The 16,175-nt window shown below is 39.1% G+C and carries 13 protein-coding genes; 9 read left to right on the plus strand and 4 right to left on the minus strand.

The genetic code is table 11. The features are described 5' to 3' along the window. Positions 1 to 406: 406 nt before the first annotated feature. Genes HDE68_RS13320 through HDE68_RS13330 form a run of 3 tightly spaced genes read left to right on the plus strand, consistent with a single transcriptional unit; the run spans position 407 to position 2,869 of the window. Positions 407 to 961, plus strand: coding sequence for a PH domain-containing protein (locus tag HDE68_RS13320; protein ID WP_183882716.1), 555 nt, complete (start codon positions 407 to 409; stop codon positions 959 to 961). Then, the gene (locus HDE68_RS13325; RefSeq protein ID WP_183882717.1) at positions 962 to 2,470 is read left to right on the plus strand and encodes a PH domain-containing protein; all 1,509 of its coding nucleotides are present in this window, start codon (positions 962 to 964) and stop codon (positions 2,468 to 2,470) included. A 33-nt stretch (positions 2,471 to 2,503) separates the two neighbouring features. Beyond that, entirely contained in the window at positions 2,504 to 2,869 is a 366-nt protein-coding gene (locus tag HDE68_RS13330) for a glyoxalase (protein ID WP_183882718.1), read from the plus strand. Here HDE68_RS13330 and HDE68_RS13335 read toward each other — a convergent pair. From HDE68_RS13335 to HDE68_RS13350, 4 genes are all read right to left on the minus strand, one after another. Next, positions 2,866 to 3,288 carry a hypothetical protein gene (locus HDE68_RS13335; RefSeq protein ID WP_183882719.1) on the minus strand — a complete coding sequence of 141 codons (423 nt, stop codon included), beginning with the start codon at positions 3,286 to 3,288 and terminating at the stop codon, positions 2,866 to 2,868. The genes HDE68_RS13330 and HDE68_RS13335 overlap by 4 nt on opposite strands. A 282-nt stretch (positions 3,289 to 3,570) precedes the next feature. Then, positions 3,571 to 6,690 (minus strand): DUF4157 domain-containing protein, encoded by a 3,120-nt coding sequence (locus HDE68_RS13340; protein ID WP_221300732.1) that lies wholly within the window; start codon positions 6,688 to 6,690, stop codon positions 3,571 to 3,573. A gap of 183 nt (positions 6,691 to 6,873) precedes the next feature. Next, positions 6,874 to 8,694: a DUF4157 domain-containing protein gene (locus tag HDE68_RS26365; protein ID WP_221300733.1), complete on the minus strand. Its 1,821-nt coding sequence runs from the start codon at positions 8,692 to 8,694 to the stop codon at positions 6,874 to 6,876. A gap of 321 nt (positions 8,695 to 9,015) precedes the next feature. Beyond that, the gene (locus tag HDE68_RS13350) at positions 9,016 to 9,606 is read right to left on the minus strand and encodes a suppressor of fused domain protein (RefSeq protein ID WP_183882720.1); all 591 of its coding nucleotides are present in this window, start codon (positions 9,604 to 9,606) and stop codon (positions 9,016 to 9,018) included. Between the two features lie 244 nt (positions 9,607 to 9,850). Here HDE68_RS13350 and HDE68_RS13355 point away from each other — a divergent pair, with 244 nt between their 5' ends. The 6 genes from HDE68_RS13355 (at position 9,851) to HDE68_RS13380 (ending at position 15,932) form a co-directional block, all read left to right on the plus strand. After that, complete coding sequence (locus HDE68_RS13355; RefSeq protein WP_260171763.1) at positions 9,851 to 10,246, plus strand: helix-turn-helix domain-containing protein; 396 nt, start codon at positions 9,851 to 9,853, stop codon at positions 10,244 to 10,246. Positions 10,247 to 10,325: 79 nt separating this feature from the next. Beyond that, positions 10,326 to 11,492: an FAD-dependent monooxygenase gene (locus tag HDE68_RS13360; protein ID WP_183882722.1), complete on the plus strand. Its 1,167-nt coding sequence runs from the start codon at positions 10,326 to 10,328 to the stop codon at positions 11,490 to 11,492. Between the two features lie 252 nt (positions 11,493 to 11,744). Beyond that, on the plus strand, positions 11,745 to 12,266 hold the full coding sequence (locus tag HDE68_RS13365) for a hypothetical protein (RefSeq protein ID WP_183882723.1): 522 nt from the start codon (positions 11,745 to 11,747) through the stop codon (positions 12,264 to 12,266). A gap of 155 nt (positions 12,267 to 12,421) precedes the next feature. Next, positions 12,422 to 12,754 (plus strand): hypothetical protein, encoded by a 333-nt coding sequence (locus tag HDE68_RS13370; protein WP_183882724.1) that lies wholly within the window; start codon positions 12,422 to 12,424, stop codon positions 12,752 to 12,754. Between the two features lie 90 nt (positions 12,755 to 12,844). Then, entirely contained in the window at positions 12,845 to 14,161 is a 1,317-nt protein-coding gene (locus HDE68_RS13375; RefSeq protein WP_183882725.1) for an alkaline phosphatase family protein, read from the plus strand. After that, positions 14,145 to 15,932: a cytochrome-c peroxidase gene (locus HDE68_RS13380; RefSeq protein ID WP_183882726.1), complete on the plus strand. Its 1,788-nt coding sequence runs from the start codon at positions 14,145 to 14,147 to the stop codon at positions 15,930 to 15,932. Before HDE68_RS13375 ends, HDE68_RS13380 begins: the two co-directional genes overlap by 17 nt. Positions 15,933 to 16,175: the final 243 nt, after the last annotated feature.

Below are 16,175 nucleotides of genomic sequence, written 5' to 3' on the forward strand. Positions count from 1 at the left end.
TGAAACAATCAATGGAAACCGAAAAAAACAGGATCTTTCCTCCCCCTAAGAATTCCGCTGAAGCGTTGACCGATCTCTGATCAAAGTAATCAGGGTGTTTAATAATGATAAAATGAACTATAAAACAAGTGGTTCACTATACCATTATGTATTGAATTGCTAATCACAATTTACAGGCAATAACACTTTCAATACTAAACAGTGTAAACAAATTTGAGAGTTAGGGTATCAAGCTCTAACCCTTTATTCAAAAATAGCAATAAACTGATTCAAATTAACAGACAGTTACGTATCGGCGTTATCTCCTGTTTGCTGATCATTGCTCCGCTACTAACAAATTCATTCTGTTTTGTAACAAAACAATTCATCTTTCATCTATTAATAGATCAATTGTTTTATATATTTAATGGAAAGCTCAAACATCATGTCCCTATTTGAAAATGATCCGATCGATATTAGTAGAATTCCGCGCTACGAAGAAATTGAACTAAATAAACCACACCGGGATTACCTTAAAGTTATTTTCATCAACTTTACTATTTTTTTTATTGTTTTTGGAGCATTAATAGGTTTAGGAGTCACTTTTATTGATGAGCTTAAACTCAATATTGTTTTAATCCTATCTATATATCTGGTTTTTATGGGCCTGCTTATACTCCTATTTGTAGCGAGTTTTAAAAAAAGAGGTTATGCAATCCGGTCTAAAGATGTTATTTATAAAAGTGGGATAATCGCTGAATCTACTACGATTGTTCCTTTAAATAGGATTCAGCATATTGAATTAAATGAAGGGATTTTTTCCAGAATTTTCAAACTCGGCTCTATACAGGTTTTTACTGCCGGTGGCGATAGCGGACATTTAAAAATTAAAGGAATTCCTATTGATGAAGCTAAAAGCATTCGTGATTTGTTACTGAACACACTCAATTTGGCTGAAAATTCAACAATTATTGAAGAATAAATGGAAAACGATTTCAGTAAACCGCAGCGCCAATCAGCAGCAGGAATAATTATTATGGGAAGTCACACAGCTTTACAAATTGTGAAAATTTTTATTATTCCCTTTGCTATATCGCTGGTTAATATGAAAACCAATAGCTTAATATTCCTAATCTCCGGTTTGGTAATTGTTATTTTCCTGAGCTTTCTTTTTGCATATCTATGGTATTTAAAATTTACTTTCTTTTTAAATAAGGATAAGCAAGAATTCATTATTAACAAGGGAATTTTTAATAGAGATCAGATTATTATTCAACTTGATAAAATTCAGCAGGTAAACATCAATCAAACCATTCTTCAGAAAATTATTGGCGTTTATGGATTAAAGATTGATACTGCTGGCTCTAATGGTGTGGAAGCGAATATAATGGCTATTGATGAAAGTTCAGCTTATAATTTAAAAGAGCACTTACTTAATAAAAGCACTGATTTTGCACTTGATATTAAAGAAAATGATGAAGCAAATATCACCACAGAAGATCTCTCTATCCTTCAAATTAGTGCCTCGACTTTGTTTAAAGTTGGTTTAACTTCAAATTACGGAAGAAGTTCAGGTTTGTTAATCTTGTTTTTAGCCTCACTATTTCATGAGGGACAGCAAATTATTAAAGCTTTTAAAATCGATAGTATTCATTATATGTCGCTAATGAGCGGTATGGCTACCATGTTTTCTATTGCGATTCTAGTTGTTACGCTATTGCTGTTATTCTTAATTTTCAATTTAGTTAGCGTATTTTATAAATATTTCGAACTCAAAATTACCCGGCACAAGCACTCGTTACTAATATCTTACGGTTTATTTGCAAAGAAGAATACGTTAGTTAATCCAAAAAAAGTTCAGATTACAAAGTATACCCAAAATTTTTTGCAGAAAAAAATAAGGCTTTTAAATATGAGTTTAAAGCAGGCTCACTATGGAAAAAGTAAGGATGGTCATGAAATGCAAGGCAATACCCTGGAAATTGTAGGCTGCAATGCTAATGAACGAGATGAATTATTAAAAATGATATTGGGCAAAATTCCGGCTAAGGGTAAAATATTTATACCCAATTGGAGATTTTTAAACCTTCCAATCTTTTTCAATCTGGTTATACCAGTAGTTGTATTTTTAATTATTGGTTTCAACGTTGTAGAAATCAGTCCTTATTTACCGTTAGCAGGTTTTTACTTTTTAACAGGTGTATTGATGATTTACATTAGTTACAAAAGACATGATATTACTGTAAACGAAGAGTTTATCATAAAAAAAAGTGGCATTTGGGATATTTCACACGAAATTATCATGCCTGATAAAATACAAGCCATTACAACTTTTCAATACCCATGGCATAAAGGTGTAGATGTTGGTCATCTTTGTCTGCACACCGCCGCCGGACAAATCCGCTTTAAATACGGTAATTATACCGAAATTAAGCATTTGGTAAATTATTGGTTATACCAGGTTGAAAGTGGCAATAAAGGTTGGATGTAAATTAAGGAGCAAATAATTTTAAAATTTAATGCTATGGAACATAAAGGCAAATCAATCCGGCCATTTATCGGTGCTAAGGACTTTGAATTGTCCCGAAGTTTTTACCGTGACCTGGGATTCGAAGAAGGTGTAATAGACTCAGAAATGTCTGTTTTTCAAACTGGTACTTTATCTTTTTATTTACAGAACTATTATGCCAGGGAATGGATAGAAAACACCATGATCTTTCTGGAAGTTGACAGTGTTGATCGCTATTGGAAAGAGCTTGTTGCATTAGATTTACCTGCTAAGTATGAAAATGTCAGATTAACGCCTATCCGCATCGAAGACTGGGGTAAAGAATGTTTTCTGCATGATCCATCAGGAATCCTCTGGCACTTTGGAGAGTTTTTCATTTAATGTAATCTCTGAAATACAAATTTTGAGTGTTGATAATCTATCGGAACACCCTTTTTAAAGAAAGTTATATTCATATAAACTTCCATCTCCCCTATGCCCATGACTAGCTGATGATCTTTTTTTAATAAAGCTATCGGAATCCTTCGTTTTGGTCCTTTTCCATAACGCTGATAATAAAAACTCCCTTTTAAAGTATCCCCTTTTACAATCCCTGATACATCTCCGGAATCTTTATATAGCCCGCTATAGTTAACTTCCAGTTGACCATAAAACTCTTTCTTCTTGAGTATAATTTTAAGACTGGCTGTATCACTCTTGGCCACAGCCTGATAGGGTATTTTAATTTCATCCGAAGCGTTATTACAACCGGTTGCAGCTGCAACTATCCAAATATAAAGCAGTTTTATAGTATATTTCATTAATAGAGTTTGTTCCTTCATTTAACCTGAATAATCACGTGGATAAATTTGTTGTCCATATTTCTCATCAACCCCTTTGGTAATTATCTTCGGCAACGCTCAGTATTTCGCCCTGCAACTGATCAACAGTGCTGATATTCATTTCCATATTTTAATTGTGGATGATGATGAAACAGATGTTTTCTTAAAAAAAATCACATGATCCGGTTCAATGTTCTAAAATAAAGAAAATGTCCAGTTTTTCTTCTATTGTTCCAAAACACAAATGCAACTTTGTGCTAATTAATCTTCAGCTATAGCAACAGCTTCGTCTTTTATTGGGGCCGGTTTTCGAACATGATCCTGCAGCGCGGTAAAATGATTGATGCCATCATGATAAATATAAATCGGATGTGCTCCCCTTGTGGTAGTCTGGTCGGTACCATCACCGCCCTGGTATAAAACAATGACTCCCCGCGCCTGCAAGCCGAGTTGCAGGGTGATGATGTTTAAAATCCTTTCTGAGGCGTAAAGCATTTCACCCAGGGGTGCGCCTATAAGGTGCCGGATAGCAACCACCTGGTCGCCAGTCGCCCTTGCAATACCGGCCCCATCAGTAATGGCATTGATGAGGCAGTTATTAACGCTTGCCAGCCAATTACCATCATTTTTAAATGACTCCATCTCCTTGACATCGCTGGTGCTCAATTGTCTATCCGAGTCGTCTTCTTCAATATCCTGGGCAATGGGGGTTTTTGGAAGTTCTCTCTTTTCTACTGTGGATTCTCCTTTTGTAGCAAATAAATGAGCCTTTGGATAGGCCTGTCTAATAAAAGTGCCGTGTAAATCAAACATTTGCCCTGAACGGCCACCGTCATATAAGCCTGCAATTGCTGTTCGCAGTTCAGACTGGCTACCGTGCCCGTAAAACTCATACCGTAAGATTGTTTGTCGGTAAGTGCCTTCACCATGCCCGCTGGTGTTGATCTTATCAGTCGATACCCCAGGAATGAGATTATAAAATGAAAGAGTGGCATTGATCATTTGCTGAAGGACGATCAGATTAGAAGTGGCGGGATCTATGGCTGCGTACTTGTTCATCTCCGCGAATGATGTATCAAAAATATTAATAGCATTATCCCCCAGGTTTTTTTTGTTGGAGTATACCCTACTCTCCGCTAACGTCCGCACACTCGCCATCAAAACTAAAATTTCAGCAGTGGCCGCAGGAATATTTTTTCCGGCAATAATGTTCCGTATGCGGTCCAGATGTACAATCCAGGAAGTTGTATGTGCACCCATGGTTGCTTTAAATGGTGATGGTGGCCTGCCGCTTGATAGCATATCTCTAATTAGTCCGCCGGAGGAGTCCAGGACGATTTGTATAGACATGGTACTCATACCCATGGTCAGTGTGCTTATCGGAACTTTATTGTCGGAACCTGCTGATCCCTGCGGCCCCGGACGCTTATAACCACTCAGGTCCCGGGATGGAATATCTGATATAACCGGCTTAAAATCGGCAAGTGGGTTACCGTGCTGGTAAGCCTTGATATGATCAATTGTTCGTTTCGGGTCGTTACTGCTCGCGGTAAGTACTTTTGGCGCTTGAGAGGCAAGCATTTTCATAGCCATTTCACCTTCGATAGCCGGATCATATTGCGGGATCGTTCGGTTGACAGCCGCCTGGGTATTAAACAAAGTCTGTTCTATCTCACTGATATTGCCAGAAAACATTTTATCTGCTTGCCCATTAATTATATACATTTCTGACAAAAGTGCTCTGGCATCGCTTTGGTGCCCGTAAATACGCGCAATCGCTTCCAGTTTTTTCTGGTTTAATGCGCCTCTATAGACGATAGACCTGGTAAAATTCACCTGATAATCTCGCAAAGAGTTACCCAGAAGCGATAAATGTCTATTCATCTGAGTACGCAGGTCAATAAAGTTGATGGCTTTTACTGTCTCCAGGTTTTTAAGCAAATGCGTGGTATGTAAGCTGCCGTTTATTTTTGCATAGACTTTTGGGAACATTCTTTCAATGCTTCTTCTATGCTGCTCCCAAATGATCATAAACCTGGTTTCCATATCTTTGTAATCACCGAAAGACAAGCCGCCACTCATCCTCTGCACCATAGGTTCATATGGCTCCGCTGCGATCATGGCGGAAGACTGGTCATCAAATAATTTATATACTGCGTTAATGAGTGTAAAGTCTTCCAGTTTGTCGCCATTTCCGCGTTCGTAAGTACTTAGAATAGCTGCAGGACGGGATTCGCCGCGGCCCTTACCTGCCAATCCTTTACTTTTTGCCGCCACATTGATCGTACTGAATGGCACCAGTTCCCTTGCATTCAGATAGGCGCTCACGGCTAGTTGAATATGTTGCAGGCCCAGGTTAAAATCCACCATTTCACTGGTTAAAATGATCTTTAATGTATTAATATGGCCGTTTAATGCAGCGAATTCAGACATGAATCTTGCACCTGTTTCAGTTCCGACGCTGCCTGATGCACCGATTCCCATAAATTTCGCACCGGGTAAATGCTGCAAATCTTTCATCAGCAATTCAATATATACTCCGGCTTCCGGGAGTGTCTTACCCTGCAAGGCAATATTGATACCTTCTGTATGCACGATGAACGCCGTGGTGTGATCTCCCATAGAATCCTTGTGCACGCGCGGGGGGCGTCCACGAATGATCACCTGCGTTATCCGGTAACTATCATTCATGACGATCTGGGTCGTAATAAGTTGTATGACCTTACGCTGGCTGGTATCACCGGCTGTAGTTTTCATGTATACAGGCCGTGCAACAGGGCTTATGGATAAGGCTGCCTGCCCCATCTGATCCGCTTCCGCCTCCAGTCCGGTATCGTCATTGATCAGCACATCCTGCTTCAACTGCCTTGTCGCACTTACCCTGCCTTGCTTTTGCTGTACAACATGCCATGCCTCATGGGGTAAATGTTTTTCTTGCCCGTTGGCAATATGAATATCTGTCCCCTGTGCATAAGCGTGTGCATTGAGTTGTGCGGGTTTGCCGGAATTGTAATGCACCTTGACGTCACTTATGTCATAACCACTCAGGTTTTCTATTCCTGCTTTGAGGTTATCAGGTATGCCAGTGTTGTTAGCTTTCTTTTGAATAGGTCCGGATTTTTCATGAATAGGGTCTTCTTCAATATATTCTTTTCGTTGTTTTATTTTATGGGTATAACTATCAGCCATTTCCTGATAAGCTTTCAATTGCTGTATGCGGGGACTGTTATTTATAGTTTCCTGTAATTCTCTTTGTGCTATGGCTTCCGGTCTGTTATCAACAAAGTTAGCAGGTGAATTACTGCTGTTTTGTTTTTGAACAGTTATGTTAGCAGGTGCCTGAGCCTTGATTTGTTGAGTTTTGTCAGCGGGTAAGCTCATTGGGAGAGAATAATTTAACAGCAATATACAGATAAATATTCTCAAAAAAACGTACAAAGCTACAGTTCACTAATACTTCCGAAATATCGGAGCCAGGCAACTTCCATGCTACAAGTTGTCTGAATTTTGTCTGATAACTTTCTAACACAGCAATCCTTCTTTTAGAATAAACCGTATAAACCCCTATTTATAATAAATTCTTATCCAGCCACCACCGGCATTATCTAAACTCACTACAGTTACCGGAACAGATGAACCCGCAACTAAAATCTGACTACCAGGTTTCAGGGATAAGTCTGGTTTTCTGGTACTGATAAAATTTAAGTTCTTAACCGTATCCAATTTACTATGATTACCGGTATAGTCAATAGGTGGAGGAGCGCTACTGGAGCTGCTTAAAAATCCACTAGGCATCGTCGTAATATGACTTGAGGTGGGGACTATTTTAGAGGTCACCATAGCCGGCGAGGAGACAGATGGTTCATGCATCTGACCAGGTTGAGGAATTACGTTAGGAGTAGATTTACCACTGTTTAATGGAAAAAACAATCCATTATATTCTGTGGGTATATCAAAAGGTTCGTCACCTGCATTTTCGTATACCGATTGAATTTCATCCTGATGTTTGGCAAGAAATGCTATCCCTGCGGTACTCATTAATTGCCAGTGAAAATTAAACTTAGCGTTGATTGAATGTTGTCCGTTCTTTAATTTAACAGGAGCATCATGAGAAACTACAATTTCATATACGAGTACATAATTGTCTGAGATCTGTGCTTTAATATATTTTTCAACGAAAGCCAGGTGCTTCGCATTTGCATCGGCTGTAATAGGAAAAAGATTTAAACTTTCTCCTGGTCCGCCTACATGGTCATTCAACAGATGCCCTTTTATATATTTAGAATGATTAGAAACAGAGGTATTGCCCGCATTAGCCAATTGAGCCATCATAAGTGTTTGGTCACTATCAACAGTACTTTTGGAACCCGGTTCATGATCTGGAGCCAATGGCTCTGCAATCATTCTTTTTCCTACCATTGCTGCCTTAGTCCCAATAGTTAAGCTCTCAGATTCCCAATGTACATCAGTTATTGGCTTGCTGTGTATGCCAGTACCAATCATCCTCCAGATTACCTTTCCTGATGGGATTGCTTCTATAAACCAGGGGTTAATATGGAATTTTACTGCTGCCTGAGCTGTTCCAAGATCAACCATCATAATATCAATCAGGTTTAATTCATTTTTAATCGTTTCCAGGAAAGCCGAAAGTTCTATCGTGTCCTCACTTTTATCAATTGCCTTTCTGATTGAGGCTCTCGCTTCTGCTTCTTTTGCAGCGATAATGATTGTTTTACTTCTTGCAGTAGCTGCATTTTCTGCATCAACACCTTTTTCAGCGAGCGATTCAGTCAGCTTTTTTTTGGAATGAGAATCTGGTAAAAGGTTAATTTCTGGTATTCCATGATTGGGGCGAATTACCGATTCCAGCTGATGTACCTCAATACCCGGGGAAACATTTTTTAACAGTGGAAGAGATTGATCTCTGGCAATATTAAGCGCCTTTCCTCCCATTACATCCGCTTCACTTTCCAGTCCTTCATTATCATTTATTGCCAACCCTATACCTTTCATTTGCAAAGTTGGTTGTACTCTTCCTTGTTTTTGTTGCACCACATGCCAGGCCTCATGCGGAAGGTGTCTCTCCTGGCCGGGGGCAATATGAATATTTTCGCCCTGTGCAAAAGCATGTGCATTCAATTGTGCAGGTTGATTTGAATTGTAATGTACGTTAACATCATCAAGACTATAGCCTGAAAGCTGTTCCACACCAGATTTGAGTTGATCAGGTAAACCGGTATTATTCGATTTCATTTGTATAGGCTTTTCCTCCGGCTGCTGAAACACAGGAACGGCAGGCATACTGATTCCATTTGATGCAAAACGGTTATTGGATACTGCATTCGATGATTTTTCAGGTACCCTTTCTGTATGTTCGCTTTTCATTAATTCTGGGGATTTTATATTTTATTGATCATATAAAACGAGCTGAAACTGCCAAAGCTTTTTTGACTAAAAACAAAGATCAACAAGCAGCTCCAATCATTCTTTCGCATTTCTGACCAAAATATCATCTGAAATGACTTCTGCTATTTGATCTTCTTTTTGTTCGCGTATTTCAATACTTATAATTCTAATTTAGGAATTATATCTCTTTCATTCATAATGAATAGTCAATCTTATTTAACTTATGATGATGATGCGCAAACAGTTAAAAGTTCAGATCTTCGCGTTCATTGATCGTAATCATCTAATAGGATTTTCTCACTAAACAAGACTCTCTCTTCCCGAATTCAAATAATCAATCCCCTTATCTTCAAAAAGTTGTTCGAGTGCCTCAGTACCAGCTTCAATCTTATAATCCCTTTCTTGCTCCGTTATCGGAATAAGCCAATAACACCCTACTCCTTTCCCTTCAACTTCAAAAACAGCCAGATCTTCCCCATCCAAATAAGGCCATGAAATAAAACCATGGTCACATTTCGAATTATCCAGCCAGGGCTGGCCGATATTAACAGTATGATCCAAACCTAATGGAGATTTATTTCTGTGATACGATGCGCAAACTGTTAAAAGCTCAACCAACTGCATATCTGCTTTTGGAGCATAAACAAATAGTTCAATTAGATGATCATCGGATCTATCTACAGACATACCAACCGTACAATAACAGAACATTGCATTTTTATCAGTTGGTGGGAATTCCAAAACAACGAAATCGCTGTGTAATTTCTCAGTTGGTCCTTTAGTAAGTTTTAAAGGTTTACCTGGCAAACCAAAATAGGCTTGATAGTGTAAAGTCAATTCCTCAATATACCCTTCACAGACCCTATCCGAACTATTTGTAGTACTACTCATACTGTTTAAGATTAGAAATCAAATGTAATACAATCCTTCTGCAGATTGATTGAATAAAGAGATGAAAAACCTGTTTGATCTCCGCTTTCTGTATAATTTATTCAAAATCAAGGTAGTGTATACCTCTAAATATTTTTACAAACGAGCCATCAAAATCTAATTTTGATGGCTTAGGTCTACCAAAAAACTATCTTTACATCCAAAAACCCAGATGCCTAAAAAACCTTCCATTCCAATAAACCTGATGACCGACAAATTCGGCAAAGGAATTGCCATTGGAAAAGCATCAATTACAGAATTACGCACTTTCGACGAAGCATCACATGCGCACCGGGATGACTACCACTTATTCTTTCTCCAGGAAAAAGGTACCACTCCTATTGATGTTGACTTTCAAAAACTAAATATATCTACCCATTATCTAAACGAGTGCGTCAAAAATACAACTGGTCAATCCATTTCCTCACATATACAACAACGTATTATCCTGGAGGCAAAACGTTTACTTTACCATTCTGACAAATCCATAAAAGAAATTGCAGCTGAATTAGGCTATGATGATTATCCATATTTTTCGCGGCTGTTTACCAAAGTTGCAGGTATGTCCCCAAAGGTCTTTAAGAAGAAAAACTCCGTTTAGTCCAACACCTACTCCCTATTACCATATTTTATCCTATTTATACGACGTTCATTTGTAAATCAGATTAACTGTATAAAAAATGGAATCAATAAAAAAACACATACTCATCTCAGGTGCAGGTATCGCAGGGCTCAGCACAGCTTACTGGCTAATCAAATATGGCTTTAACGTCACAATTGCAGAACGTGCGGAACATATTCGTCCCGGAGGACAGGCACTCGATATTCGTGGTCCGGCATTACAAGTAGCTGCACAAATGGGGATATTAGAACTTATCCGTAACAACAGTACCAAACTAAAAGGGATGTCTGTAATTGATGCCACATCCGGAGAAGAAATTTTCAGCAGTACTGAACGTACAATGACCGGAGGCAAACTAGACAGCCCTGATTTGGAGATACTGCGTGATGATCTATGTCGTATTTTGTTTCAGACAGTTAATAATCAGGCAGAATATATTTTCAATGATACGATCATATCGATCCACCAAAATGAAACAGGTGTAGACGTAACATTCCTTCATGCAGCACCTCAACACTTCGACCTGGTTATCGGCGCAGACGGGTTACGTTCAAATGTACGAAGACTCGTATTTGGCCCTGATAAGCAATTTATGCGCTATCTCGGTAACTACGTAGCGACATTTACCATGCCTAATTTCCTTAATCTCGACCATTGGGAAGTATTCTTCCAACATGAAGGCATTCCTGTTGCAGTCAGTATCGTTAAAGAAAAAGACAGCGAAGCAAGAACCTATTTGGGGTTCAGTGCTGATGAACCTTTAGACTACGATTACCATGATATTAAGACACAAAAAGCTTTGCTAACCGAAAGAGTTCCAAATGTTGGGAATAACCTTCCAAAAATACTGGAACATATGCAAACCTCCTCTAACTTCTACTTTGACTCCATGAACCAAATCATTATGGACAACTGGTCTAAAGATCGGGTTGTTCTGGTTGGAGATGCAGGTTACAGCGTATCTCCTGCTACCGGACAGGGAACCACAATTGCCATGGTAGGTGCTTATGTTTTGGCAGGAGAATTAAGCACTAATAAACACGATCTGCTAATGGGATTAAATAATTATGAAAATGAATTACGCGGATACGTTAAAACCAATCAAGAACTTGCCTGTGATTCAGGCACTGATGAACATCAATCCTTTGGCAGTTTTACAGATGAAAATAGTGTGCCGGACTTTGGACTGTCAATGATACCTTTTAAGCTTAAAACCTATCATTGACAATCAAACTGACCACGATTATACTATTGGTGTTTTATTTTATATCTTTGTAAAAACACCATACATATATGTTATATACCTTACATATCAAATTAAACTCTGGCTGCAACGTCTTTGCGCTAGTAGTTTCGGGTATGAAATAGTACCATAATTTCTATTTCAGAAGGATTCCCTTCAACAAAATTCAATACATTTTTATTAGCAAATCATTGTTAAGACTTTATTAACGTCTGACAAACAAAATATATCCTTATGGAGATTTTATATACTGCGGACGAGAAATATCTTCAGGCAGTAGAAGAACTTACTTTTGGTGAGTTACCCAAAGCACTTCATTTATTTAATGAAATCATAGATGCTGATCCTGATTATGCCAGGGCACATTATCAATTAGGTTATTGTTATTTTTACGAGTTTAAAAATTATCAGACAGCTGGATATCACTTTAAAAAGTGTATAGATCTGGACCCTTCATTCCCTGATAGTTACATGGATTACCTAGAACTTTTAGTGACCTTAAAAATGCATAAATCGATTGCTCAGATTGCAGAAAAAGCACTGCTCATTCCTGGTGTATCATTGGTAGAATTTCATGCATTAATGGGGAGTTATGCTGAGCAGCAACAGGATTTTATTGCTGCTAAAGAACAGTATGAAAAAGGCAAGTTAGTCACCGCAGACCAGAAAGAATATGACGATTTTCAAGACCATATCAAACGTATATCAGCAAAGCAAAAATCAAAAGCGAAAATGATCTATGTCTATAATGGATAGTAATCAGTCACTCTTCTCATTTTAATCAAATCCCTGAACCCGAAAGATTCAGGGATTTTTGTTTTTACCCAAAAACTTACTGATCCCCCGCGATTACTAATCCCCTTCTTTTAGGAAAGTACAACAATAAACTGTACTTTCACCCCTTCATACTGATGGATCGTAAAAACAGAATCGGCATTTTTATCTTCACCCTTGGGGTGTTGATGTTATTGATGCGCCCTTTCCTGGTCTATCAGATCACTACCACTGAAAGTTATAAAAACAACCCGGCACATGCCTGGAGCCTGTTACAGCGGTTAGTCAAAAAAAAAGATGATAAACATGAACAAAATGCTGAAGTATCCAGAATCATGGTGCTTACACAAAAGACAGTAGTTAGTTCTATCTATCATTTTGCTAATACGATTATTAAAGACCTGCCCTGCTACCATATCTCCTGGTATCAGCAGCTTCTGCATCATTGTTTCCAGCCAGGCGCACCATAAAATAATTGATCTCTTCCCTTCAATAGCACATCTTCGTGCCTGCTCAATTACGTAAATCGTGAATTAAATTTATATTCATTTAATCTTTATATGAGAACAATTCTCAAAACCCCATTCCTTTTGCTGGCGGCTTTAAGTCTTTCAGCTGTGCCGGCATCTGCCCAATTAAATAAAGTGAAGCATGTTGTAGTGATCTACATGGAAAACCACAGCTTTGATAATTTGTACGGACAATTCCCTGGTGCAGATGGCCTGGAGCAAGCCCAAAAAGAAAATATTATTCAGCTGGACCACACAGGTCAGCCATATCAGACGCTGCCGCCAATTCCAAGAAGCAGTGCTTTTCCCACTAACCTGCCTAATACTTATTTCAATATTGATCAATATGTAGCCGCAGATCAGGTTACCCCAGATGTAACACACCGTTTTTACCAGGAGCAGTTACAGATTAACGGAGGTATGATGAATAAATATGCCGAGCATAACTTCACCAAAGGTTTTGCAATGGGTTATTACCGCACCAAAGATCTTCCTTTATATGAACTTGCCAGAAAATACACACTATGTGACCACTTCTTCCATAGCGTATTTGGTGGTTCATTTCTAAATCACCAGTGGCTGGTTGCTGCTGCCTCACCAAAGTTTCCTAATGCTCCTGCAAGTATCGTAGCTCAGGTTGATGCTAATGGCAAGCTCATTAAAGACGGTACTGTTACACCCGATGGTTATGCGGTGAACACCATCAACTCAATCAATCTGTATCCTGCGGGTGGAAATCCGGCATTCCTGGTACCTACGCTAACCGGACCTAACATTGGTGACCGTTTATCGGATAAAGGTATTTCCTGGGCCTGGTATTCAGGTGGCTGGGACAACGCTGTTGCTGGTAAACCAGATCCTTCCTTTACTTATCATCATCAGCCTTTTGCTTATTTCACACGTTATGCTCAGGGAACGCCAGGCAGAAAAGAACATCTGAAAGATGAAACTGAATTTCTGAATGCTGCAAAGAATGGAACTTTACCAGCAGTTTCATTTGTTAAACCTATCGGACTGGAAAACGAGCATCCAGGTGAATCGACTATAACCGGCGGAGAAAGTCATGCCGTAGAACTGATCAATGCAGTACTTAATGGTCCAAACGGCAAAGACGTAGCTATCATTCTTACTTACGATGAAAATGGCGGTTTCTGGGACCATATAGCTCCTCCTGTAATTGACAAATGGGGACCTGGAACGCGTATCCCAGCCTTGGTAATCTCCCCTTTTGCAAAGAAAAACTATGTAGACCATACCTCTTATGAAACTGTAAGTATCCTGGCTTTCATAGAAAAAAGATGGGGCTTAAAACCGCTCAATAAACGTGACCAGCAAGCAGATCCTTTAAGCAATGCGTTCGATTTCTAAACTAATCATTTTTGGTTTATTGGGGTTGGTAACGGTCTCACTGCTTTCTCTGAGACAGCCGGATATTCCGGCTGTTCAGATTAAACAACAATTAATTCACCAGGCAGACGATTTGCTTAGTGAGGTTAAATTGCTGCGGGCGACAAAAAAAGACCGGACTCAAAGCCAATTATTCCAGCAACAGTTCCGCAAGGTAAGACTAGCCTATAAAAGGCTGGAGTGGGCAACTGAATACTTTGTGCCATTAACCGCAAGACAAGTGAACGGCCCTCCGGTTCCCGAAACTGAACTAAGCGGACTGGTTACTCAACCATCAGGGTTGCAAGTCGTCGAGCAATACATTTTTCCTCACCCCGACCCAAACAAAAAACAAGAGCTGGAACACTTATTAAGCCAGATGGAGATCAATGCATCCGAATTCAGTGCATACTTTCAAAAGGCAGACCTGCATGACTGGCAAATAATGGATGCTGTAAAAATGGAGGTATTCCGGATAGAGACAATTGGGCTAAATGATTTCGATGATCCATTATCCAAAAGATGTTTTGCTGAATCAGCGGCTGCATTGCAAAGTGTAAAGGAGGCTACTGATCATTATGCTCCCCTGCCAGATTTTGATCCTGCAATTCGTTATCTGCAGTATCCTGCAACATTTGATCTATTTGACCGCGCCGCCTTTATCACCCAATATGCAAATCCATTAACCCGATCACTCCAAACATTAAAAACGAAACTAAAACTGCCTGATGTTCGCTATAACCGTCTGCTTAATCAGGATGCTGCAACCTTATTTGATAAAAATGCTTTTAACCGTAATGCTTTTACTGCCGAATTGGGAGATTCTGCAACTACTGAAAAAATAGCCTTAGGAAAGAAACTATTCTTTGATACCATGCTCTCCGGTAATGGTAAACGCAGCTGCGCTTCCTGCCATCAGCCAAATCTGGCTTTTACAGATGGGCTTATCAAAAATCTTGATGTCACCGGAAAAAGAATGATCAGGCGCAATACCCCTTCATTAATCAATGCAGCTTTGCAACCTGCACAGTTTTACGATTTGCGGGCACCTTCATTAGAAGATCAGGTCATGAGCGTGATACAGAACAAAGAGGAAATGCACGGAGATATGCTTCTCACAACAAATAAACTCTGGCGTGACAGCAGTTATCGCAAATTGTTCAGCCTCACTTATCCGCAAAAGGACCGTATCAGGATTGACACCTTCGAAGTCATGAATGCGCTGGCAAGTTACGTACGTAGCCTGACAGCACTCAACAGCCGTTTTGATTCCTATATGCAGGGCGATCAGCATGCACTTAAAAACGCCGAAATAAGAGGTTTTAATTTATTTATGGGTAAAGCACGCTGTGCAACCTGTCATTACCTTCCCCTGTTCAATAGTGTATTACCACCGCGTTATGTGCAAATAGAAGCAGAAGTAATTGGTGTACCTCAAAAAAGAAATGGCAAGCGTATCGATCCTGATTTAGGGCTCTATAGTATACAGGGCGGAGATTTTAACCGTCATGCTTTTAAATCTACTACCGTTCGAAACACTGCACTGACAGCACCCTATATGCATAATGGAGTATTCCGTACGCTCGAAGAAGTAGTCGATTTCTATAACAAAGGAGGTGGCGCAGGTACAGGTATCAGGATTCCCAATCAAACCCTGGACGAAGCGCCGCTGCAACTAACTAAAAAAGAGAAAGCTAATCTGATTGATTTTATCAAGAGCCTGAATAGCCATTTAAATCATACGCCATCCTAACCCCCGTTTTTCTATTCATATTTTCCTTATTAAAATAAATACTATAAAATCTATAGATATTATATGTTTAATAAAAAAGAATCCTATATTCGTATAACCAAAACCAACAATATAGAATCTAATGAAAACAGAACTACATTTCATGCTCATGAAAAAACATACATCTAATGAAGAAAGAATCCTCTTCCTATTAGACTGTAACTGTTGTTGTTGATTCTGTTCAGTATTCCGCTGGACAAGACA

The organism is Pedobacter cryoconitis, assembly GCF_014200605.1.
Taxonomy (GTDB): Bacteria; Bacteroidota; Bacteroidia; order Sphingobacteriales; family Sphingobacteriaceae; genus Pedobacter; species Pedobacter cryoconitis_B.

Bases quoted from the DNA above. Each gene is read 5' to 3' on its own strand.
- HDE68_RS13355 (WP_260171763.1), top strand. From the start codon at position 9,851: ATGACCGACAAATTCGGCAAAGGAATTGCCATTGGAAAAGCATCAATT.
- HDE68_RS13380 (WP_183882726.1), top strand. From the start codon at position 14,145: ATGCGTTCGATTTCTAAACTAATCATTTTTGGTTTATTGGGGTTGGTA.
- HDE68_RS13350 (WP_183882720.1), bottom strand. From the start codon at position 9,606: ATGAGTAGTACTACAAATAGTTCGGATAGGGTCTGTGAAGGGTATATT.
- HDE68_RS13375 (WP_183882725.1), top strand. From the start codon at position 12,845: ATGAGAACAATTCTCAAAACCCCATTCCTTTTGCTGGCGGCTTTAAGT.
- HDE68_RS26365 (WP_221300733.1), bottom strand. From the start codon at position 8,694: ATGAAAAGCGAACATACAGAAAGGGTACCTGAAAAATCATCGAATGCA.
- HDE68_RS13360 (WP_183882722.1), top strand. From the start codon at position 10,326: ATGGAATCAATAAAAAAACACATACTCATCTCAGGTGCAGGTATCGCA.
- HDE68_RS13340 (WP_221300732.1), bottom strand. From the start codon at position 6,690: ATGAGCTTACCCGCTGACAAAACTCAACAAATCAAGGCTCAGGCACCT.
- HDE68_RS13370 (WP_183882724.1), top strand. From the start codon at position 12,422: ATGGATCGTAAAAACAGAATCGGCATTTTTATCTTCACCCTTGGGGTG.
- HDE68_RS13330 (WP_183882718.1), top strand. From the start codon at position 2,504: ATGGAACATAAAGGCAAATCAATCCGGCCATTTATCGGTGCTAAGGAC.
- HDE68_RS13335 (WP_183882719.1), bottom strand. From the start codon at position 3,288: ATGAAATATACTATAAAACTGCTTTATATTTGGATAGTTGCAGCTGCA.
- HDE68_RS13320 (WP_183882716.1), top strand. From the start codon at position 407: ATGGAAAGCTCAAACATCATGTCCCTATTTGAAAATGATCCGATCGAT.
- HDE68_RS13325 (WP_183882717.1), top strand. From the start codon at position 962: ATGGAAAACGATTTCAGTAAACCGCAGCGCCAATCAGCAGCAGGAATA.
- HDE68_RS13365 (WP_183882723.1), top strand. From the start codon at position 11,745: ATGGAGATTTTATATACTGCGGACGAGAAATATCTTCAGGCAGTAGAA.